Source organism: Sphingomonas sp. GlSt437, from assembly GCF_048015635.2.
Lineage (GTDB): Bacteria > Pseudomonadota > Alphaproteobacteria > Sphingomonadales > Sphingomonadaceae > Sphingomonas.
This window is the reverse complement of record NZ_JBPGYA010000001.1, coordinates 466540-487510: the sequence shown is the minus strand read 5'-3', so window position 1 is coordinate 487510 and position 20971 is coordinate 466540. Positions and strand designations below refer to the sequence as shown.

Annotated in this window: 19 protein-coding genes; 6 read left to right on the top strand and 13 right to left on the bottom strand. The window is 62.4% G+C overall.

The genetic code is table 11. From position 1 onward, the window contains the following. Positions 1-4 precede the first annotated feature (4 nt). The 5 genes from ACLB0R_RS02605 to ACLB0R_RS02585 form a co-directional block, all read right to left on the bottom strand. Positions 5-1762: an ABC transporter permease gene (locus tag ACLB0R_RS02605; protein WP_416641797.1), complete on the bottom strand. Its 1758-nt coding sequence runs from the start codon at positions 1760-1762 to the stop codon at positions 5-7. 297 nt (positions 1763-2059) lie between these two features. Then, complete coding sequence (locus ACLB0R_RS02600; RefSeq protein WP_168073772.1) at positions 2060-2644, bottom strand: hypothetical protein; 585 nt, start codon at positions 2642-2644, stop codon at positions 2060-2062. Between the two features lie 116 nt (positions 2645-2760). Next, positions 2761-3420 (bottom strand): response regulator transcription factor, encoded by a 660-nt coding sequence (locus tag ACLB0R_RS02595; protein ID WP_416641796.1) that lies wholly within the window; start codon positions 3418-3420, stop codon positions 2761-2763. Further along, positions 3417-4607, bottom strand: coding sequence for a sensor histidine kinase (locus tag ACLB0R_RS02590; protein WP_241693556.1), 1191 nt, complete (start codon positions 4605-4607; stop codon positions 3417-3419). Before ACLB0R_RS02590 ends, ACLB0R_RS02595 begins: the two co-directional genes overlap by 4 nt. A gap of 4 nt (positions 4608-4611) precedes the next feature. Then, positions 4612-4896, bottom strand: a complete 285-nt coding sequence (locus ACLB0R_RS02585) for a metal/formaldehyde-sensitive transcriptional repressor (RefSeq protein ID WP_416641795.1) — start codon at positions 4894-4896, stop codon at positions 4612-4614. Positions 4897-4957: 61 nt separating this feature from the next. On the opposite strand from ACLB0R_RS02585, the gene ACLB0R_RS02580 reads away from it, so the two are divergent. From ACLB0R_RS02580 to ACLB0R_RS02555, 6 genes are all read left to right on the top strand, one after another. Next, positions 4958-5179, top strand: coding sequence for a hypothetical protein (locus ACLB0R_RS02580; protein WP_206677309.1), 222 nt, complete (start codon positions 4958-4960; stop codon positions 5177-5179). Between the two features lie 291 nt (positions 5180-5470). Continuing rightward, positions 5471-7099 carry an NRAMP family divalent metal transporter gene (locus ACLB0R_RS02575; RefSeq protein WP_168073766.1) on the top strand — a complete coding sequence of 543 codons (1629 nt, stop codon included), beginning with the start codon at positions 5471-5473 and terminating at the stop codon, positions 7097-7099. A 703-nt stretch (positions 7100-7802) separates the two neighbouring features. Then, entirely contained in the window at positions 7803-8114 is a 312-nt protein-coding gene (locus tag ACLB0R_RS02570) for a hypothetical protein (protein WP_416641794.1), read from the top strand. A 159-nt stretch (positions 8115-8273) separates the two neighbouring features. After that, complete coding sequence (locus ACLB0R_RS02565; RefSeq protein WP_206677308.1) at positions 8274-10394, top strand: carbohydrate porin; 2121 nt, start codon at positions 8274-8276, stop codon at positions 10392-10394. Positions 10395-10438: 44 nt separating this feature from the next. Continuing rightward, entirely contained in the window at positions 10439-12166 is a 1728-nt protein-coding gene (locus ACLB0R_RS02560; RefSeq protein WP_206677307.1) for a Na/Pi cotransporter family protein, read from the top strand. Positions 12167-12217: 51 nt separating this feature from the next. Next, positions 12218-13105, top strand: coding sequence for a LysR family transcriptional regulator (locus ACLB0R_RS02555; RefSeq protein ID WP_012047204.1), 888 nt, complete (start codon positions 12218-12220; stop codon positions 13103-13105). A gap of 22 nt (positions 13106-13127) precedes the next feature. Here ACLB0R_RS02555 and ACLB0R_RS02550 read toward each other — a convergent pair whose 3' ends face one another. From ACLB0R_RS02550 to trbE, 8 genes are read right to left on the bottom strand one after another with little or no spacing between them, the layout of a single operon-like run. Further along, a complete protein-coding gene (locus ACLB0R_RS02550) occupies positions 13128-13364 on the bottom strand; it encodes a DUF2274 domain-containing protein (RefSeq protein WP_041751096.1) in 237 nt (78 codons plus the stop codon). A 7-nt stretch (positions 13365-13371) separates the two neighbouring features. Beyond that, positions 13372-14487, bottom strand: a complete 1116-nt coding sequence (locus tag ACLB0R_RS02545) for a TrbI/VirB10 family protein (protein ID WP_168073786.1) — start codon at positions 14485-14487, stop codon at positions 13372-13374. Positions 14488-14543: 56 nt separating this feature from the next. Beyond that, on the bottom strand, positions 14544-15530 hold the full coding sequence (trbG, locus tag ACLB0R_RS02540) for a P-type conjugative transfer protein TrbG (protein WP_012047201.1): 987 nt from the start codon (positions 15528-15530) through the stop codon (positions 14544-14546). Then, positions 15530-16210: a conjugal transfer protein TrbF gene (gene trbF / locus ACLB0R_RS02535; RefSeq protein ID WP_012047200.1), complete on the bottom strand. Its 681-nt coding sequence runs from the start codon at positions 16208-16210 to the stop codon at positions 15530-15532. Before trbF ends, trbG begins: the two co-directional genes overlap by 1 nt. Before the next feature lie 3 nt (positions 16211-16213). Further along, positions 16214-17476 (bottom strand): P-type conjugative transfer protein TrbL, encoded by a 1263-nt coding sequence (gene trbL / locus ACLB0R_RS02530; protein ID WP_012047199.1) that lies wholly within the window; start codon positions 17474-17476, stop codon positions 16214-16216. 5 nt (positions 17477-17481) lie between these two features. Continuing rightward, positions 17482-17796 (bottom strand): putative entry exclusion protein TrbK-alt, encoded by a 315-nt coding sequence (gene trbK-alt / locus ACLB0R_RS02525; RefSeq protein WP_168073758.1) that lies wholly within the window; start codon positions 17794-17796, stop codon positions 17482-17484. Then, complete coding sequence (gene trbJ / locus ACLB0R_RS02520) at positions 17796-18542, bottom strand: P-type conjugative transfer protein TrbJ (protein WP_416641793.1); 747 nt, start codon at positions 18540-18542, stop codon at positions 17796-17798. Before trbJ ends, trbK-alt begins: the two co-directional genes overlap by 1 nt. Further along, positions 18539-20971 carry a conjugal transfer protein TrbE gene (gene trbE / locus ACLB0R_RS02515; protein ID WP_168073754.1) on the bottom strand — a complete coding sequence of 811 codons (2433 nt, stop codon included), beginning with the start codon at positions 20969-20971 and terminating at the stop codon, positions 18539-18541. The genes trbJ and trbE overlap by 4 nt, the downstream gene beginning before the upstream one ends.

Below are 20971 nucleotides of genomic sequence, written 5' to 3'. Positions count from 1 at the left end.
CCTCTTAATCGAACCGCAGCCGGCGCTCGGCGTACCGATAGAGTGGGCGCCAAAGCGTGCGATTGAGGGTGACGACGAAGGCCGACATCACGACGATGCCGACGGCGACCCGCGGCAAGTCGCCAGCAGCGGTCGCGTCGGCGATGAAGGAGCCGAGACCAGTGGCCTGCAGACGTTTGTCGCCCCAGGAAACGGATTCGGCGACGATGCTGGCGTTCCACGACCCGCCTGACGCTGTGAGCGCGCCGGTCACGAAGTAGGGAAAAATGCCGGGCAAGGCGACTTGGCGCCACCATTGCAGGCCGCGCATGTTAAACGTCCGCGCCGCTTCCCTCAGATCGTTAGGAAGTGCGCTAGCTCCAGCAATGACATTGAAGAGAATGTACCATTGCGTGCCCAGAATCATGAGCGGCGAAAGCCAGATGTTCGGATCAAGCCTCAGCCCGATGATGATCACGACCGCGAAGGGAAACAGCACATTGGCCGGGAAGGCGGCCAGGAATTGGGCGACGGGTTGCAGGCGCTCGGACCAGGCCGGGCGTAATCCGATCCAGACGCCTATCGGCACCCAAATGATGCTGGCGATCGCAATGAGGACGGCGACACGAACCAAGGTCGCGAAGCCCAGGCCAACAATTGATATGATGTCCGCCGCTGTCAGGGATGTCGAAATAAAGCGCAGCAGCCAGAGCGATGCGCCGGAGCAGACCACGGCGATGAAACCGATCCAGAGGCCGTCGGGGACACGAATGATGTGTTTGTTGGCGCGGAGCGTTTGACGTCCAGGTGGGGCCGACCAGCTCAGCGCACTCAGGCTTCGGCCAGCCACCAGCAGAAGCTCGATGATCGACGGCAGAAGGCGCGTGCGGCGTGCGAGGTCGTATACCCAGGAGCGCGGTCGTTCACGCGACGCGGTTTGCTCGAATCTGAACTTGTCAGCCCAAGCGACGATTGGTCGGAATATGAGCTGGTCGTAGAGGACGATGACGACGGCCATTGCGAAGACTGCCCAGGCGACAGCGCCGAAATCTTTCCGCTCAATTGCGAGCGCCAACCAGGAGCCGATACCGGGCAATGCGATCGTCGTGTTGCCAACCGCGATCGCTTCCGAGGCGACAACGAAGAACCATCCTCCCGACATCGACATCATGGCGTTCCAGACCAGACCTGGCATGGCGAACGGAAGCTCGAGGCGCACAAATCTGCGCCAGGACGAAAAGCCAAACTGCCGGCTCACCTCGTCGAGATCCTTCGGGACCGTGCGAAGCGACTGGTAGAAGCTGAACGCCATGTTCCAGGCTTGGCTTGTGAAGATCGCAAAAATCGCGGCGCACTCGACCCCAAGCTGGCGCCCAGGAAATAAGTTCATGAAGAACATGACGGTGAACGTCAGAAAGCCGAGCACCGGAACCGACTGTAGAATGTCGAGAGCAGGAACGATGATCAGTTCGGCTTTGCGGCTTTTTGCTGCGAGGGTCGCAACAGTCAGAGTGAATATCAGAGATGCCGCAAGTGCCCCGAACATGCGCAGGGTCGAGAGAAGCGCATATTCAGGAAGGTGCAGGAGCTGAAGGTCGACGGGCGCGGCATTGAGAGCCGTCAGCGGTTGGCGCATTTGGCCAACCCCGACAATGACGAGCAATGCGATGACTACCACAAGGGCGATGGCGGCGAGGTCTGCCCAACTTGGCCCGGCGAGACGAGGCGCCAAGCTCCTATCGAAATGGCGGTGTTTGCCGTCACTCCTGGAAAGAAAGACCATGGCGCCCTCGTGTCAGCCGTGCCGGCCGTCACGAGCGAGCTCTTGTCTAGGCTCGGCGAAACGTCCGTGGCGGCGTAAGCTGTCGACTACCGTCGTTCGGCATCGTTCGGTTTCCTAGAACTGCTCAAGCGAGGATAGACGAGTCCCGCCAAGCAGATTTGCTGTGTCTATAGAGTGCGATCGTTGTTTGCGCTACTTATACCCGGAGGCGTTCTTCGCTCGAAAAGTGTCTGAAGAATATACTCGGGTATATTCGGCGTGGCGCTTTGGCCGTCCGCCGCGCGGATTCGCCGGTGTTCAGCGCATCGTAGTCCAGCCGCTCAATGCAAGAGCAAGAAACGCGACGGCTTCGTGCCAGTAGTTCAGGCGCGCGAGCGTCCAGGCCTCACGACGCACGAGCGCCAGACCAATGCAGATCATGCCCGATAACGCCGTCAAAGCGACGAAGGCGTAACCGAAACCCCATCGCGACGGTATTTGCGCAAGGGCAAAGACGAGAAGTATTGCGAGCTTTAACGCAAAGCGCTTCACGACGTAGCGGATGCTCGGATTGTCAGGTTCTCGTGGCCAAGCCTTGATCTTATGGTTGTTGATCGTCGTTGTTTCGATCCCGTTCAAAAGCCTGGGAGCGAGTCGGCCGCTCGGCCCGAATAGCGAGGTGATCGCCGCTCGGCCGGTCGAGGTGAGTTCAAGCGTATATTGGTGTTCAACAACGAGGCCTTCGCGAGTCAGCTCTTGCTGACCGAGTTTTCGGACGTGAGCGTCGCCAATATAATCGGTGATCTCGTCGTATCTCAGAGTATCGCCGGCGCTCTTGTGGAGCTGTGCGAACACCGCCAGGATCGCTTGGGCCCTATGTCCTAACGTGGCGGTGTGGGGCACGATCTCCGCCCTTTTCTTCTCGGAGGTACGACTCCGATAGAGCGTTGCGACAAATCAGCTCGTCGCACAACTATCCTCGGGTATATCGAGCAGCAGCGATCCGAGCGTGGCTTCTTCTACCGGTGCTCCGCAGGTCCGCTTCTCATCCTTTCCAGTTTCTCTGACATGCGTCCGAGGTCGAGCATGGAATTCGCCTGCATCTTCGTCATGATTTGCCGGCGGCAGACCTTAACGGTGATTTCGCTAAGGTTGAGTGTTGCCGCAATCTGCTTCGTGAGTTGACCCTTTGTAATCAGATCCATCACCTCTCGCTCGCGATTGGACAGCGATTGGTATCGAGCTTCCAATTCGGCATTCATCTCGAGCGCGTTACGGCGCATACGACTTTTCGCCAAGCCGCCGTTGATGGCGTCGAGGAGGTCCTGATCCCTGAACGGCTTTGTCAGGAATTCGATGGCGCCAGCCTTCATGGCGCGGACAGACATCGGAATGTCACCGTGCGCCGTGACAAACACGATCGGAATTTCAGCGTGAGACTTCGCTAACTCGACTTGAAAATCCAGCCCGTTTTCGCCCGGCATGCGGACGTCCAAGACCATGCAGACGGGTGTCTCCGGAATCGACCAGCGCAAGAATTCGGCCGTAGAGGAGAACGCCACGACGTCGAACCCTTCGGATTCACATAGATTGCTAATGGCTTTCCGGACGGACGGATCGTCATCCACGATCGCCACGGTTGATTTCTGAGTGCGGGTGGCTGGAGCGCCGAGGTTCATTGGTTTGCCTCCTGAGTCCCAGGCAGCGTGAAGTGGAAGGTGGCTCCTGAAGGCTCGCCCTTTTCGGCCCAGATGCGGCCATGATGAGCTTCAATGATCGAGCGGCAGATCGAGAGACCGATGCCCATGCCTCCGGTCTTCGTCGAAAAGAATGCATCGAAGATCTGATTGACATCAGTCGTAGTCAGTCCGCCGCCGGTGTCCTCAATGCTGACCTCGACGCCACTCGGCCGTGTCTTGCGGGATTTAATGCGAATTTCTCGGAGGTCTGCTTGCGCAGCACCGATTGCGTCGATGGCGTTGACGATGAGGTTGAGAACGACTTGCTGTAATTGGATTCGGTCACCGAAGACGCTCGGCAGGCCGTTGTTAAGTTCAGCTCGGACCACGATGCGGTTTTCGTTCAACTGAGACTGGATGAGGACAAGCACCTCTTGTATCACCGCGTTGATGTCGACCCATGCGTTTTGGGGTTCAGCGCGTGTGGTCAGGGCTCTAATTCGAGCGATAATCTCACTCGCGCGCCGTGCGTCTTCGACGATGCTTTCGATCGAACTCGTGACCTTCTGCGGATTTGGCGGCTCACTGCGGATCCAGCGTGTGGCGGCATTCGCATTCGTGATGACCGCCGTCAGGGGTTGGTTCAGCTCGTGAGCGATTGAGGCGGAAAGCTCGCCAAGTGTTGTCAGACGAGCCACGTGGGCGAGGTGCGCTTGCGCGCGTTCAGCCGTCTGGCGGGCGGTCTCGGTAGCCAGCGCGAGGTAAGCAGTTGCTGCGATCGCAGTCAGACTGATCGACGTGTTGATGACACCGAGACTGAAGGTGCTCCCGGCGGTTGGAACATAGCTCACGATGGTAAGTACGGCGCTGAGGATGCTGAGCGCGGCACAGCCTAGCGACACGAAGATGACGCCTTGCTTCCGGCAAAAGCGCAGGGACAGGAGGACGACCACGACCTGGAGGCTCGCGGCCGCGATCTCGTAGGGTGTGACCGTGTCGAAAATGAAGATGGCGATGGCGAGTGCTGCCGTGAAGATCGGTAGCATCGGCGAGAAGAGGGCCTGTGGTCGCGGGTCCAGGCGGGAGACAAAGTATGCCCATGGCCGAGCAAAGCGGCGCGCACGGTTCGGGTGTGCGGGCGCGTTCGGCTCGTCAACGCCCTGAGCTTTGGCGTGGGGCGGCATCATTACATCACCTAAGATATGTTCGCAGGACACTGACCAACTCGTCCGCGGCGTTTCGCTTGCTCTGGCTGGGCGCGCGGTTGGGGTCGACCATGTGGGTGCGGATGTGGCCGTTGATAACTTCCGCCATGATTCCGTTGATCGCTCCGCGGGTTGCAGTGACCAGGCGCATGACGTCGTCACAGGCTTCGTCGGCGATGAGAGCCCGCTCTAATGCGTCGACCTGGCCGCGCAAGCGGCGGACACGGTTAAGGAGTCGCTGCTTCTCGGCAACGACGTGCGATCTGCCCATTTCGTATACCCGGGTATAGTTGCAATATACCCCCTTGGGTATATATCAAAACCGTGGCGCTGTGAAGACCGGCAACGATTTCACGCGCCAAGGTCCAGCCTATGGTGGGCTGGATTTTCCATTGGCACAGCAAGGGATCGCTATGAACCCGCGACCTAGCAGTCTGGCCGACGAATGCGACAGTAGACGCTCGACGTCTGCTCTCGTTTCGCTGCAGCTCGGCTACGCTCAGGGCGACGACACGATTGTCGAGGGCCGCGCGATCCACTTCGCGCTGCTTTGATGCGTGCCGCCTCCTGAGCCCAGGCATCAGGAGGCAAAAAATGACCTTCCAGTTTTCCAGTGTGCGTCCGCAAGGCGTCACTTCTCCAGCGAACTGCTCGGTTCTCTCTTTCAAGCGCAGGCGCCCGCGGTTGACAGCCCGTTGGCGACTGACGGCGGGAGGGCGCCTCGAATGCCGGTGGTTTCTGTCACCGGACTGAGCGCGATCGCGTGTCGTGCGCGACAGGTCGACCCGCACGACCGCTCCAACGCAAGAACCCTCAAGTCAACGCCATTTCAAAGGCGGTTAATCATGCTGTCTAACCTCGATACTCCCGTGCGTCACGCTGTACTGGATGAAGCGCATATCGGCGACATCAAAGGCGCGCTCGGCACAATCAAGAAGAACGATACGGGTCCCAGGAACGGTTGGCGTGCTCGTTTGATGACGCTGCTGGCAATCCTTGGACCGGGCCTGATCGTCATGGTCGGTGACAACGATGCCGGCGCCTTCGGCACCTACACGCAGGCGGGCCAGAACTATGGCACCTCGCTGTTGTGGACGCTCATCCTGCTCATTCCCGTCCTGTACGTGAACCAGGAAATGGTTTTGCGGCTCGGCTCGGTGACGGGCGTCGGCCACGCGCGGCTCATTCTCGAACGGTTTGGCAAGTTCTGGGGCGCCTTCAGCGTTGTCGACCTTTTCTTGCTGAATGCTCTGACCATCGTCACCGAGTTCATCGGAATCAGTCTGGCGCTCGAGTACCTCGGGCTTCCGCGAGGCGTAGGCGTCATTGCCGCAGCGGCCGTCATTATCGCCGCGGCTGGGACGGGCAATTTCCGGCGATTCGAAAGATTTTCGCTGTTTCTCGTTTTCGGCAGTCTTCTGTTGGTGCCGGTGCTCGTCTGGGTTCATCCCCCGGTCAGCCAGATCGCCCATGATCTCGTCGTGCCGCAGTTTCCTGAAGGCGGGAAGCTGAGCGAGGTGATGCTCCTGATCATTGCCATTGTCGGGACAACGGTCGCGCCCTGGCAGCTCTTCTTCCAGCAGAGCTATGTGATCGACAAGCGCATCACGACGCGCTTTCTGAGCTACGGGCGCATCGATCTCGTCCTTGGCATTGTGCTGGTCGTCATCGGCGCAGTGGCGATGATGGCGTTCACCGCAGCGACGTTCGCAGGTCGTCCGGAGTTCGGGAATTTCCAGGACGCCGGAGCCGTGGCTGCCGGGCTTGGCGCCTATGTCGGGAAGACGGCTGGCGTCTTCTTCGCCCTTGCGCTGCTCGATGCCAGCGTGATCGGCGCGATGGCGGTCTCGCTGTCGACGGCCTACGCGATAGGCGATGTGCTGTCGCTGCGGCATTCGCTGCATCGCAAGCCCCAGGACGCCAAGGGCTTCTATGCGGTCTATGGCGGCCTCGTTACGTTGGCTGCTGCGCTGGTTTTGACCCCCGGCATGCCGCTCGGCCTGCTGACCAACGCCGTGCAGACTCTGGCCGGCGTGTTGCTACCGAGCGCCACCGTGTTCCTGCTGCTGCTTTGCAACGACAAAGCCGTTCTGGGTCCGTGGATCAATGGGCGGTGGATGAACCTGTTCACCGGCGCCGTCGTCGGTGTCCTCGTGATGCTGTCAATCATCCTGACCGCATCGGTGCTGTATCCAAACATGAGCGAGAGCACGATTCTCGCGATACTCGGGATCGGAGGCGTATTCACGCTCGCCGTCGCTGTCGCCTTCCTCTTCATCCACCGCGAAGAGCCGGCCAGCGCGAAGAACGAGATGGTGCGCGCGACGTACCGCATGCCGCCGCTGGATGAGCTTCCGTCAGCTCGGATGACGCCGATGACTCGTCTCTGGATGCTGGTCTTGCGCGGCTATCTGATCTTGGCCGGCGGGCTTGTCCTCGTGCGGATCGTGCAGCTTTCGCTCATCGGCCGGTGAAGGGGGGAGCATGTGCATACGTCATTCCACATCGCTGCGGCCTCACTCGACGACTGCGGCGTCTGGCCGGCGCCGACCAACAATCTGGGACCGGCTTGTATCGGGTTTCGCCCCGTTTGCCGATCCGGAGCTGTGGTTGCGCGCCTGCACGCTTGCGGCCCTCAGAGAGCGCGACGGCTCTGTTGGGCTGGAGGTCGTGAGCTTATCGGCTCTGTTTGGCGGAGGCAGCCATGATGACCCGCAAGATCCAGCATCGGGAGCGGCCTATCAGCGTTCGGCTGCAGCTCTGGTGGCTCGGGAAAGTGGAGGTCCTTGTTCTCAAACACGTGCCGAAAGGCCCGTTTGCGCGATCCGCTCTCGCATGGGTGGACCAGAGCCACGTGCGAATCCGGCAAAGGCTCGGTCGCAACGAAACCGGCGGGAAGCGCTGATGCGCTCTCCGCGGTCAATCGCGCGCCACTTGGAAGAACGGGCCTGCCTGTTCGGTGCGATCTGGGTTGTGAGGGTCGCGCGCATTCTTGTGCGGGAGGGGTTTCTGAACAGGCGTGGCGCGTTCGCGGCGTTTCGCCTTTCGTCGCGCCTCTCGAGGAGGTCGTGGCGCATTTGGAAGTCCGAGCGAGCCCGCCGTCGAAGCGCAATGTGGGGTGAGTCCAACTGACCTGGCTCGGTCGGCCAGCAGCGAAGTCTACTGAGGAGACGTGCAATGCAAATGAGAAAGCGAGCTGAATTCTTTCATGGCGAAAGAAGCGCATTCGGCAGCCGGTTGGTGACCGAGCGGCGACGGGACATCGTGAAAACGCGGGGACGCTCAAGCGCCGCACTTCGAGTTGCTGTCCGTCTGCGGGTCGGCGGGCTGTTGGCGGCGGTTGCCCATTGGCTCGCCCGCACTGCCTTTCAACTCGCGCGGGAGCGCTTGATTCCCGTTGCGCAAGCAAAGGCGCTTTTGCGCATGGCGGCGCAGGTCAATCGGCAAAGTATCCGCCTGCGGCAGCGTTTTAGAACAGATCGCTGGTGAGCAAACTTTGCGTACCAAATCGAAAGGAATCAACCATGCCCGAACCTCCTAGTTGCTGCGTGAGTGAATACTCACGCAGCCCCCCAACACCCCGAAAATAGAGCGGCCTCACGTCGATCACGAGATGGCTTGCTCGTCCCGTGATCAGTGGAGCTGCTGATGATCTGTGATGAAATTGAAGTTCGCAAGAAGGATGCGCCTGTACGGAATTACGGCCGTGAACCGCGGTTCGGTCGACGCGGTCTGTCGGCGCGCGCCTGCTTCCCCGTTCTGCTGCTTGTCGCCGCGACAGGCGCGGGAAACGCGCACGCCCAGGAGATTCCGGCCGGCGCCGACCGCTTGGGCACGGAACGGCGTCTTGATGTTCGGACCAAAGCGGATCGGCCGCCCAGCGAGGCCGAAATGAAGAGGGTTTATGACTGGACCGGCTTTTATGTCGGTGGTCACTTCGGCTACGGTGGCGGCCGCTTGGGCGATGACTCCCGCCCCAAGCCTGAGCAGGGCGTCTTCCTGCCTCATAGTCCGACCGGCCTCATTGGTGGTTTTCAGGTCGGCTATAACCGGCAACTCGACAATCATCTGGTGCTCGGTGTTGAAGCCGACGCGTCGTTCACGAGCCCGACCGACGAGCCGGCGTTGGCGCCGGCGCCGTTCAATTCTACGGTCGACTACGTAGGCACCGCGCGCGGCCGAGTGGGTTACGCATTTGATCGGTGGATGCCCTATGTCACGGGTGGCTTCGCCTGGGGGCATGGTCATATCGAGGTCAACGACGGCAGCGGTGCGCAACTCGGCCGCTATCAGACGGGCTGGACCGCAGGCCTCGGTGCGGAATTCGCGTTGAGCGGCAATTGGACGGCGAAAGTCGAGTACGACTATGTGAATCTTTCTGCGGCTACTTATGATCTGGGCCGCTTCGATCTGCCGAACGCCCGTCTTGCCCCCGGGCTTTACCTCGCCAAAATCGGGCTGAACTACCACTTCAACGATCTGCCGTGGGCGGCGTCCGGCTCACAGAGCGCGACGCCACGCTTGCCGGATTCGAGTGACTGGAACGTCCATGCGCAAACGACAGTGATTGCGCAGGGATATCCAAGCTTCCGCTCCCCCTATGCGGGTGCGAACAGCTTGCCGGGAGGCGGCGAGGTCCGCGAGACGTGGACGACGACCGCCTTCATCGGCGTCCGGCTGTGGCAGGGCGGCGAGTTCTATTTCAATCCCGAACTGGCGCAGGGATTCGGCCTGAATGGGACATTGGGTCTGGCGGGCTTCCCGAACGGCGAAGCACAAAAGGCTGGAGCCGCATTCCCGAAGATTCGGCCGCAACGCTATTACTTCAAGCAGACCTTTGGCCTCGGCGGCGAACAAGAGGACGTCGCCGACGGTCCCAACCAGCTCGCGGGCAAACGTGATATCGATCGCATCACGGTGATCGTCGGACGCTTTGCCATCGGCGATTTCTTTGACAACAACACCTATGCGCACGATCCTCGCGCCGATTTCATGAACTGGGCGCTGTGGTCGTCCGCGGCTTACGATTTCCCGGCGGATCTCCCCGGATACACGCGCGGCGCAATCGTCGAATTGAATAAGAAGGACTGGGCAGTCCGCGCGGCATTCGTTCAGGTGCCGTCCGAGCCCAACAGCGATGTCTTGAAATTCAACACGGGCGGCGCCGTGGTGGAGTTCGAGCAGCGTTACGCCATCGCGGGCCAGCCTGGAAAACTGCGGCTCGGCGTCTTTGGCACCCAGGGTGTCATGGGCAACTACCGCCAGGCCCTGGCAATCGAGAGCCAGGATTCCACGCAAGACATCAATACGGTGATGGCGAGTATTCGCCACGTGAATCCGAAATACGGCTTCTACGCGAATTTGGAGCAGCAGATTGCGCCTGGGATCGGCGTTTTCGGTCGCGTGAGCTGGAACGATGGGCAAAACGAGACGCTGTCGTTCACCGACATTGACCGAAGCGTGTCAGGCGGCGTTTCGATCAAGGGCAATCCTTGGGGTCGGCCGAACGATACCGTCGGGATCGGTGGGGCCATCAATGGGCTGTCTGCGGCCCATCGCGACTTCCTTGCCGCTGGTGGAAACGGACTCCTGATCGGTGATGGGGCGCTGAACTACAGCACCGAGCGGATTTTCGAAAGCTATTACGCGCTGGCGATCGGGAACGGGCTCACCTTCACCGCCGACTACCAACTGATCGTCAACCCTGCATACAACGCCGACCGCGGTCCGGTGTCGGTCTTTTCTGGCCGTCTTCACGCGGAGTTCTGAGCCATGGACCGCGTGTACTTGCCAGATGACGGGGGATGGTTCTGATGACCGGGACCGTCGTTCTATTCGAACTCGCCGGCTACGTCGGATTGCTCCTTTGGGGCACTCATATGGTGACGACCGGCGTCCAGCGGGGCTTCGGCCATGTCCTTCGGATATGGCTGGAGCACAATCTGACGCGGCGGTGGCGGGCGTTTCTTGCCGGCGTCGGCATTACGGCGCTTCTGCAAAGCAGCACCGCGACGGGTCTCATGGCCTCCGCATTTACGGCGAACGGTCTTATCGGGCTCGGGCCCGCCTTGGTGGTGATGCTGGGCGCCAACGTCGGAACCACGCTGGTTACGCAGGTGCTGTCGTTCGACGCCGGTGTCGTCGGCCCTCCTTTGGTCCTGCTCGGGGTCATGGCTTTCCGCTCGTTCGACGATGATCGGCTGCGCAATGCCGGGCGAATCGCGATCGGGCTGGGACTGATGTTGCTGGCCTTGTCGGGGATGGCGCATGAGTTTGCGCCAATCGAGAACGCGCCTTTGCTGAAAAACGTTCTCGCTGCAATCGGCAACGAGCCTCTCCTTGCGGTGTTGGTGGCAACGCTGCTCACCTGGGCTTGTCATTCCAGCGTGGCGGTCGTGCTTCTTATCGTGTCGCTGACTGCGAGTCAGACCGTTTCGCCGATCGGCGCGCTGGCGTTCGTTGTCGGCGCCAACATCGGCGGCACATTGCCCGCACTCTTTGAGGCGGGTTCACCGGTTGCTCGTCGTCTTCCGCTCGGCAACTGCCTGGTTCGAATCGTGGGCGCGGTCGTGACGCTTCCGTTGCTGGCAATATGCGTGCCGCTTCTCGCCCACATCGATCCTGCGCCGGGGCGGATCGTGGTGAACTTCCACACCGCGTTCAACCTGATCCTTGCAGCGGTGTTTATCGGGCCGTCTCATTGGCTGGCCCGGCTGCTCGTCCGCGTACTTCCCGACCCGCCGGCGCCTGATGATCCCGGAAAACCAATCTACTTGGAGGAGGCAGGATTAGGGGCGGCGACCGTCGCGTTGGCGAATGCCGCGCGCGAGACGCTTCGCATGGGCGACATGGTCGAAGCAATGTTGAAGGGCGCTTCGGAGGTGTTCCAACAAGACGATCCTCGGCGCGCCACCGCGATCAGCCGGATGGATCGGTCTGTCGACCGTCTTGGAGCCGCGATACGCAGCTATCTGGCAGATCTCGGAAATGAGCAGCCGTTGCATGACGATAGCGAAGGCGCCCGGGTCCAGGAGATATTGTCAGCCGTCATCAATCTCGAGCACGTTGGCGATGTCGTCGCCAACAACCTCATCGAATTCGTGGTCAAACGGATCAAGCGGGGGAGGCCGTTTGCGAAGGACGAACGCGATCTCATCGTTTCGATGAATGCCGAAATCCTGGAAAGCCTCCACATGGGGCTTGCAGTGTTTCTGACCCGTGATCCCGCCGAGGCGAACCGGCTCATCTCGCGAAAGAGCGCTCTGCGGCGACTGGAGGCGCGTGCGACCGCGCTCCATGTGCAGTTGCTGCGGGTCGCGGCCACCACGGCGCGAGCGGATGCTGGCGAGGGAGTCGCTCGTGTCGCCGAAGATGGCGGTCAGTTTCTGCGCATTGTCAGAGACCTCCGGCGCGTTCACTCGCACATCGCAGCGCTGGCATATCCGATCCTGAACGGTGCCGGCACCGCTGATGGGACACCGGCGCGAGAAGGAACTGCAGAAGAAGAAGCCAACGAATCCGAGCTGCAAGGCGCGCAATGATAGCGGTGGTCGCGATCAATTTGCAGGATCGTCACGCCGCGGTCTTATGACATGGACCTCGCCGACCTCCAGTTTGTGACGGCGGCGGTGGATGCAGGAAACTTTGCGCGTGCAGCGCTCGTGCTCGGGCTGCATGCGTCGACGATCAGTCGGCGTATCGCACGGCTTGAGGATGAGCTTGGCCTCACCCTCTTCGAGCGCAACCGTGCCGGTGTGCGGCTCACGCCGAGCGGACAGACGGTCATGCGGCACATTAGACGTGTCCTCGCTGAAGTCGATGCCGTGAAGGCCGCAGGTCATCACAACGGCCTTGGCACGACGGGCGAGATTCGTCTGGGCCTACGAATGCCGCCGATCGGAAAGCCTCTGGGGGACTTGTTGCGGTGCTGGCACGGACGATACCCTGGTGTTTCGGTGGTGCAATTCGAGATGCATGAACGGGAGATCGCCGCCGCGCTGGCCGATCGACGACTTGACGCCGCGTTTGTCCCGAGCTTCGCGTTGTGGCCGCATGCGGCGATGCTGCCCATCTATAGTGAGCGGCTGATGGCGGCGCTTCCCGCGAAACATTCCCTGGCGAGGCGTAAGGCGCTTGGTTGGAAGGAATTGTCGGGCGAGACGGTTCTTGTCGAAGGCTGGGGCGAAAGTCAGGCGCAGCGCGAATTCTTCGCCTCGCTTCTTGGCAGGAACGTAGACTTTCAATCGCACGCCGCCAGCAAGCAATATATTCTCGCGTTTGTGGCAGCGGGCTTTGGCGTGACGCTCGCGGCAGAGAGCCAAGCCGAGCTCGGATTTCCTGACGTGGTCTTCAGGCCGATTTCGGAGGCGAACGCATCATTTTGTGTGAATCTCGTGTGGCTTCCTGAATGCGAAGAACCCGTTGTAGGACGGTTTGTCGCGTTTATGCGCGATGAAGCGAAGGATCGCGGGCTGCTTTAGCAGAGGCAGCCTCGGCACGTCATCACGATGTCTTCTGCGACGACGAGGTCCGGCGGGTCTTTCGGAAGGCTCGGTCCGTCGCCATGAAGCGCGCCAGCATCGGTGGAATCAGCTTGGCGGGCTCGATACCGCTCTGGTTGGTCTCGTGGGAGAGCGCTTCGGCATAGGCCTGGAGGTCACGATGAACGGCCGCCGGCAGCTCGATCGTCATCTTCACCGGTTTGTCGTCTTCCAATGCGCTTAGTTTGAGTTTGCTCATCGGGCACCTAGCCTTTGTAGGGTTCGAGGACCAGGTCGTGTGTGACCATGACCCGCACGGGGAAGCCCGGCCGGATTGTGATCGTCGGCTGGATATTGAGGGAGCGGCCTACGATCTGTTCGCCAGCCTGGTTGAAGCTCTGCGACGCGCCCATCCGGATCGCCTGGGCAAGGTTGTTTTCACTATTGCTCGTTCCAGCCTCGGCGCCGACGGACAAGATGGTGGAGAGGATCGCAGCCTTGAACAGCATGCCCCAATGGTTGTCGACCTCGTCCTCAAGCCCGGCATAGCCTTCGGTGTCGGCGCCGGGCTGGCGTTCGAGCACGATCGACTTGCCGTTCGGCATGATGAGGCGGTTCCAGACGAGCAAGGCGCGCGACTGGCCAAATGCGATCTGCGCATCATACTGGCCGACGAGGCGCGACCCCTGCGGAATCAATAAGGTCTTGCCCGTCGGACTGTCGTAGACGTCCTCGGTCACCTGCGCGGTAACCTGTCCGGGCAGATCGGACCGCAGGCCTGTGATCAGCGATGCCGGAATTACGGCGCCTGCCTGCAATACATAGGGGCTTGCTGGCGGCTGGACGCGATCGGGGCTCGTTGTTCTGCGGTCGATGTTGCCATTGAGGAATGCGAGTTTGTGATCTTGCGACGTGAGATCAGACGATGTGCTCGCCGGCGTCAGTCCCGGCGAGAGAGCCGTTGGAGATGGCGCGATCGGCATGCTCGGCGCGACGACGTTCGTTGTCGCGAAGAGATGACTGGTGCGGGCGGCTTCCATCTCCTGAGCGAGCCGTTGCTCCTCCGGTGTCGGTCCCGGCATTGGCATGCTGGGCGAAGGCGCGCCGGCGTTGAGGATGGGCTTGCCGAGATCGCCGGGCAGCGGCGGTCCAAGCTGTGGCACGGGCTTTGGCAGCCCCGTATAATCGCGCGGCAGGTTCGCGAGACCATCTGGCGTGTTGCGGTTGTTGGTGTTGAAGAGTTCGGCGCCGGTTGTCTGGTGCTGCGGCTTCAAGGCGAAGAGCAGTGCGCCTCCAATGCCAATGGCCGCGGCGGCACCGACGCCAAGCAGGACCTTGCGGGACAGCCGGGTTACCGGCGGTCGCTTGGCGCGCAAGCGCATCTCCTCAGCCGGACGTGCGGCCGCGCTCGGCCCCACGTCATCCCTGGCTTCGTCCGTCACCGCGGCCTCCCATCGGTGCGGACGATGCGCACCAGCTCCTGGTGCTTGCCGCCGAGCTTCAGCTCCGCCGCAGCGAACAGGCGGTCGACGATCATGTGATTGCCGCGGACACGGTAGTTGACGAGCTGGCCGTCGCCTTCCGCGCCGATCACCCAGAGCGGTGGCAACTCACCCTGTGAGATGCCGGTCGGGAATTCGATGAACACCTGCCGGCCGTCATCGAAGGCGCGCAGCGGCCGCCACGGCGGAGTATCGCCCTCGATGCGATAGCGGAAGTTCAGTGCATTGATGTCGACGCCGGTTGCGACGGGGGCAGCGGCCTCGGCGGCCGCATTCTGCTGGCGCAGCGCGATGAGCTGATCCTGCGCATAAGCCCAAGAGACCGACGCCATATACGTCTTGTCGTCGGAATGCAGCTCGAGGTGATAGGTCCGACGGTCTGTATTGATGACAAGGTTGGTGATGAGATCCGCACGGGTGGGCTTCACCAGGATGTGGACACGTTTGGCTGGCCCGGCGCCGCTCTCGGTGTCGCCGATGATCCACCGCACGGTATCTCCGGCAGCGACGGGCCCTGAGCCCGTCAACTGCTCGCCCGGCTCGAGCGCGATGTCGGTGATTTGGCCCGGCGCGGCATAGACCTGATACAGCGCGCCATCGGAAAAGGGGTAGACCTGGATAGCGTTGAGATAGCCTGCCCGTGTCGGCTGGACGCGGGCCGCGCCATTGGCCTGATCGACGCGAGCATGCGGATCCGCAGGTTCGGGAGCGCGCTTCGTATTCCCGGGCAGCGGCTTGAGTTGTCCGGGCAGCGGCAACGGCTTCGGCACCTCGACGATCTGAATGGGCTTGGGCGGCTCGGCCTGCAGCACCGCGGGCTTCGGCGTGTTGTCGTAGCTGATCTGCGGCGGTTTCCAGGCTGTGGCGCAGGCGCCGAGGGAGACAGACGCAAGTAAGAGCGACGAGATCGCAAGCGGGCGCATCAGCCGAGCTCCTTTGACCAATTGAGGGCGTGGACGTAGACGCCGAGCGGATTCTTCTTCAGCCGATCGGCGTCGGTCGGCATCTGCAGCGCGATGGTGAGGATGGCGCTCCATCGCTCAGTCGAGGCGAGCGCGCCGTCGATGTAATGACGCTCCGTCCATTCGACGCGAAAGCTGGAGTCGGAGGCGCGGATGACGCTCGCGACGTCGACGGAGACCTGGTTCTTGCCGACCTTGGAAAACGGATCGCTCGTCCGCGCATAGTCATTGAGCGCGAGCGCCCCCTTGTCTGTGACGTAGTTGTAGGCGTCGAGCCAGTTCTGACGCAGCACCACGGGGTCGGCGGGGATGCCGCGCACTTCCTGGATGAAGCGCGCCAAGTGCCACGCGATCTGCGGGTCGGTCGGCTGGTAGTCCGCGGTGGCGGGCGCGACGGCCTGGGCCTGGCCGAGCTTGTCAACCTGCACAACCCAAGGCGTGATGGTGCCGCGGGCCGATTGCCAGACCAGGCCGCCGGCGAGCCCACCGCTGAGAACGAGTGCGCCGAAGAAAGCCAGGCGCCAGTTCTTGGCCTGAACGCGCGCGGAGCCAATCCGCTCGTCCCAGACCTGGCCGGCCTTTTGATATGGCGTCTCCGCGTCCGGCGTCTTGCCATAGCGCACGGTCGATCGTCGGAACATGAGCTATTCCCCCTCGGAAAGATCGACCTGATGCCCGCCGCTTGCCCGATCACCGGAGCGGATTGCGTGGTCGGCGGCGGTGACGCCGCGGTTGATGGTCTGGCCGCGCTTCATGCGCTGGGCCCATGCTGGCGGGCTGTCCGACGCGGCGGACGCGCCGGCGGATGACGACGAGCGCGCGCCGCCGCTCATGACGGCACGCTCGCCAGAGGCGAAGCTTTCTTGAAGGCTGCTGGCGGCGCGGCGCAGTGGGCTCATGGCGACTGAGCCGGCAGCTTGGGCGACACCCGCTGCCCCACCCGCGCGATATGCGGCGCTGGCGCCGCCCGCGACCGCGGCTCCCGCGCGCGCCGTCCCGGCGATCGCGCCGCCGGCCGCGGCGACACCCCCGGCGGTCGCCGCAATGCCGGCCGCTCCGATCCCGGCCGCTCCCAATCCTGTCGCGACAGCCGCGCCGGCGCCGAGCTGCGGTCCGCCCGCGATCAGGCCATTGGCGATGCCTGGACCGAAGATCGTGAGGCCAAGGAGCGAGAGCGCTGCGAGGATCAGCGTCAGCGCGTCGGAAATGGTCGGCGGATTGTTGAAGCCGCTGGTGAATTGATTGAAGATCGTGGAGCCGATGCCGATGATGACGGCGAGCACGAGAATCTTGATCCCGCTGGACACCACGTTGCCCAGCACCCGTTCGGCGAGGAAGGCCGTGCGGCCAAAGAGCCCGAACGGCACGAGTACGAAACCGGCCAACGTCGTCAGCTTGAACTCGATCAAACTCACAAAGAGCTGGATCGCCATGACGAAGAAGCTGATGACGACGATCAGCCACGCGACCAGAAGAATGACGATCTGCACCAGATTGGCGAAGACGCTGGTGAAGCCCATCATACCGGAGATGGCGGTGAGGATTGGCTTGCCGGCATCGATCCCGACCTCGGCGATCTTGCCGGGCTGCAGGAGCTGCGCAGCGCTCATCGTGCCGCCACCGGCCTTGATCCCGAGGCCGGCGAAGCTGTTGTAGATGATCTGCGCGAGATTGTTGTAGTTGCCGATGATGAAGGCGAAGAGGCCGATATAGAGCGTCTTGCGGATCAGGCGCGCGAGCACGTCCTCGTCGGGCGCCATCGCCCAGAAGAGCCCCGCCAGCGTGATGTCGATGGCGATGAGGACGCTGGCGAGCCAGCGCACGTCACCTTGAACGAGGCCGAAGCCGGAATCGATATACTGGGTGAAGGTGCCCAGGAAATTGTCGATGACTCCCGTGCCGCCCATGATGCTTACCTGTCGGTGTTCTTGGCTGGAGCCGGAGTCGGGTTCTTCGGTCCGGAGGCCGGCGTATAGGTGAAGAAGCGGCGGCGGTTTTCAGCCCAGGCCGCCTCGCAGGCCGGATCGTCCTTGGCCTGGTCGGCGATGAGCTGACACCGCTTGAGCTCTTCGGCGAGCGAGTCGGGCGTGTGTTTCTCCATCGCACGCGGCTCGAGGCGTGGAGGCGATGTGTGGAAGTGCAGTGCCGCCGCGACGATCGCGATGGCGACAAGCAAAAAGCCGACAGCCCGGCCGACAGCAGGCAGATTGAGAAGCCGGGTTCGCATCAATGGAACATCTGCGCGGAGCCGGCTTGGTAACCAGCGCCGTAGTTGAGGAATGCCTGTGTCTGCGCTTGTGCCTGCGCCTGCGTCTCAAGGGTCCGCGCGGCATCGAGGCTCTGCGCGCGTGCGATCGACGCCATCAGCGCGGTCAGGTCCGCAAGCTGCGTGGTCTGAAGCGCCACGAGCTGATTGCCCGACTGTGCGGCCTGCAGCGCGCCGGTCGCCGACTGGCTGGAGGACACCAAAGCGTTGATCTGCGTCCGCGTGGTGTTGAGATTGCTCACAACGCCGGCTTGCACGCGCATCGTATCTTGGAACCCGGCGAGTGCGTTCTGCCAGCGACTCTTCGCATCCGTGAGAAGCTGCTGCGACGACGTCCCGCTGGAATAGGCCTGCGGATAGGTCTGCGTGAACGACTGGTCGATGCTTGAGACGCTGTAGGCGATGCGCTGCGCCTGCGCGAGGAGCTGCTGGGTCTGGGTGATCTGCTGCTGAAGCTGCGTGAGCGACGAGTACGGCAGGCTTGCGAGATTGCGCGCCTGATTGATCAGCGACGTCGCCTGGTTCTCCAGCATCTGGATTTCATTGTTGACCTGCTGAAGCTCACGCGCGGCGGTCAGGATGTTCTGCGCATAATTGGTCGGATCGAACACGATCCATTGCGCACGCGCCGGTCCGCTGGCGAAGGCCGTAATGGTGAAAGCGGCGGCGCCTGCGATGAGCAAGGCGCGCAAGCGGTGACGGATCATGACGTGGTCTCCTGGTTGTGGGTGAGCATGTCCGCTGCCCAGTCGAGATCCTTTCGACGCAGCCAGGCGGCGGTGAAGCCGCCGCGGCCGTGTTCCGCGAGCAGCTCTTCGATGGCGGTCTGATCGGATTTCGCCGAGGCGGCGGTGAAGGCGAGCGCGACTTCGGACAGCCCGAGTTCGAATAGGCGATTGCCGCGCCGCGACTGGCAGTAATATTCGCGCTTCGGCGTCGCGCGGCTCAGAATCTCAATTTGGCGATCGTTGAGACCGAAGCGCTGGTAGATCGCCGCGATCTGCGGCTCGAGCGCGCGCTCGTTGGGAAGCAGGATGCGGGTCGGGCAGCTCTCGATGATGGCTGGTGCGATCGCACTGCCGTCGATGTCGGCAAGCGACTGCGTGGCAAAGATGACGCTGGCATTTTTTTTCCGAAGCGTCTTCAGCCACTCTCTCAATTGCCCGGCGAAGCCGGGATCGTCGAGGGCGAGCCAACCCTCGTCGACGATGAGCAAGGTGGGTCGGCCGTCGAAGCGATCTTCGATGCGATGGAAGAGATAGGATAGGACGGCTGGAGCCGCGCCCGCGCCGATCAACCCTTCGGTTTCGAAAGCCTGGACTTCGGCTTCGCCGAGCCGCTCCGTTTCCGCGTCGAGCAGTCGTCCCCAGGGGCCTGCCACGGTGTAGGGCTGGATCGCCTGTTTCAGGGCATTTGATTGCAGGAGCACCGAGAGCCCGGTGATGGTGCGCTCCTGGATAGGCGCGGACGCAAGCGAAGTCAGCGCTGACCATAGGTGTTCCTTCAGTTCCGGAGTGACGGTGACGGACTCGCGACCGAGGAGCGCCGCGACCCATTCGGCGGCCCACGCGCGCTCTCCGGGATCATCGACCCGCGCGAGCGGTTGGAGCGCGACGGGCTCGGCGGCGCTGTCGGAGAGCGCTCCGCCGAGATCGTGCCAATCGCCGCCCATCGCGAGCGCCGCCGCCCGGATGCTGCCGCCGAAGTCGAAGGCGAAGACCTGTGCACCGGCATAGCGCCGGAACTGCAAGGCCATCAACGCGAGCAGCACACTCTTGCCGGCGCCCGTCGGGCCGACGATCAAGGTGTGGCCGACATCCCCGACATGTAGGCTGAGGCGGAACGGGGTCGATCCCTCGGTCTTGGCGAAGAGAAGCGGCGGCGCCTGGAAGTGCTCGTCCCGTTCCGGCCCGGCCCAAACCGCCGAAAACGGCATTATGTGCGCGAGGTTGAGCGTGGAGATCGGCGGCTGCCGGACATTGGCGTAGACATGCCCTGGGAGAGACCCAAGCCAGGCTTCGATCGCGTTGACGCCTTCGCGCATGCAGGTGAAGTCGCGGCCCTGAATGGCCTTCTCGACCAGGCGAAGGCGCTCGTCCGCGATCCGCGGATCATCGTCCCAGACGGTAACAGTGGCGGTGACGTAGGCCTCGCCGACGAGGTCGGTGCCAAGTTCTTGCAGAGCGGCGTCGGCATCGAGCGCCTTGTTGGCGGCGTCGGAGTCCATCAGCACCGACGCCTCGTTGGTCATCACCTCCTTGAGGATCGCCATGATGCTCTTGCGCTTGGCGAACCACTGACGGCGGATCTTGCCGAGGAGCTTGGCCGCGTCGGTCTTGTCGAGGCAGATGGCGCGTGTCGCCCAGCGATAGGAAAACGCCAGGCGATTGAGGTCGTCGAGCAGGCCCGGCCAGGTCTGTGATGGAAAGCCCATGATGGTGAGCGTGCGCAGATGTGCGCGGCCGAGCCGTGGTTCGAGGCCACCCGTCAGGTCCTCGTCCACCAGGATGGCGTCGAGGTACATCGGCGTTTCCGGCACGCGCACGCGCTGGCGCCGCGTCGAGATGCAGGAATGCAGGTAGGTCAGGGTCTCGGCGTCATCGAGCCAATCCGATTCCGGCATGAAGCCTTCGAGCAGCGCGAGCACGCGATCGGTGCGGTCGACGAAGCCTTCGAGCGTGGCACGCCAGTCGGCGGCGCCCTGGGCGCGGTTCTCATAGAGCCAAGCTTCCGCGCGGGCCGCGTCATCGGCGGGCGGCAGCCAGAGCAGTGTCAGGAAGTAGCCGCTCTCGAAATGCGCGCCTTCTTCTTCGAATTGGGCTCGACGCTCGGCATCGACCAGCGCCGAAACGGGATCCGGAAATTGAGTTGACGGATACCTGTGCGCCGGCACACGCTGGGCCTCAATGAACACGGCCCAGCCGGAACCAAGGCGACGCAACGCGTTATTGAGACGCGACGTGATGGCCACCAGCTCGGCAGGCGTGGAAGAATCTAAGTCTGGACCGCGAAAGCGTGCGGTGCGCTGGAAGGAGCCATCCTTGTTGAGAACAACGCCCTTGGCGACGAGCGCCGCCCACGGCAGGAAGTCGGCGAGGCTCTGGTTATGGCGACGATACTCGGCAAGGTTCATCAT

Excerpts from the sequence above, each read along its gene's own strand:
- trbJ (WP_416641793.1), bottom strand. The coding sequence starts at position 18,542 with ATGATCCGTCACCGCTTGCGCGCCTTGCTCATCGCAGGCGCCGCCGCT.
- ACLB0R_RS02545 (WP_168073786.1), bottom strand. The coding sequence starts at position 14,487 with ATGCGCTTGCGCGCCAAGCGACCGCCGGTAACCCGGCTGTCCCGCAAG.
- ACLB0R_RS02575 (WP_168073766.1), top strand. The coding sequence starts at position 5,471 with ATGCTGTCTAACCTCGATACTCCCGTGCGTCACGCTGTACTGGATGAA.
- trbE (WP_168073754.1), bottom strand. The coding sequence starts at position 20,971 with ATGATGAACCTTGCCGAGTATCGTCGCCATAACCAGAGCCTCGCCGAC.
- ACLB0R_RS02605 (WP_416641797.1), bottom strand. The coding sequence starts at position 1,762 with ATGGTCTTTCTTTCCAGGAGTGACGGCAAACACCGCCATTTCGATAGG.
- trbG (WP_012047201.1), bottom strand. The coding sequence starts at position 15,530 with ATGCGCCCGCTTGCGATCTCGTCGCTCTTACTTGCGTCTGTCTCCCTC.
- ACLB0R_RS02565 (WP_206677308.1), top strand. The coding sequence starts at position 8,274 with ATGATCTGTGATGAAATTGAAGTTCGCAAGAAGGATGCGCCTGTACGG.
- trbF (WP_012047200.1), bottom strand. The coding sequence starts at position 16,210 with ATGTTCCGACGATCGACCGTGCGCTATGGCAAGACGCCGGACGCGGAG.
- trbK-alt (WP_168073758.1), bottom strand. The coding sequence starts at position 17,796 with ATGCGAACCCGGCTTCTCAATCTGCCTGCTGTCGGCCGGGCTGTCGGC.
- ACLB0R_RS02590 (WP_241693556.1), bottom strand. The coding sequence starts at position 4,607 with ATGATGCCGCCCCACGCCAAAGCTCAGGGCGTTGACGAGCCGAACGCG.
- ACLB0R_RS02585 (WP_416641795.1), bottom strand. The coding sequence starts at position 4,896 with ATGGGCAGATCGCACGTCGTTGCCGAGAAGCAGCGACTCCTTAACCGT.
- ACLB0R_RS02560 (WP_206677307.1), top strand. The coding sequence starts at position 10,439 with ATGACCGGGACCGTCGTTCTATTCGAACTCGCCGGCTACGTCGGATTG.
- ACLB0R_RS02595 (WP_416641796.1), bottom strand. The coding sequence starts at position 3,420 with ATGAACCTCGGCGCTCCAGCCACCCGCACTCAGAAATCAACCGTGGCG.
- ACLB0R_RS02550 (WP_041751096.1), bottom strand. The coding sequence starts at position 13,364 with ATGAGCAAACTCAAACTAAGCGCATTGGAAGACGACAAACCGGTGAAG.
- ACLB0R_RS02555 (WP_012047204.1), top strand. The coding sequence starts at position 12,218 with ATGGACCTCGCCGACCTCCAGTTTGTGACGGCGGCGGTGGATGCAGGA.
- ACLB0R_RS02570 (WP_416641794.1), top strand. The coding sequence starts at position 7,803 with ATGCAAATGAGAAAGCGAGCTGAATTCTTTCATGGCGAAAGAAGCGCA.
- trbL (WP_012047199.1), bottom strand. The coding sequence starts at position 17,476 with ATGGGCGGCACGGGAGTCATCGACAATTTCCTGGGCACCTTCACCCAG.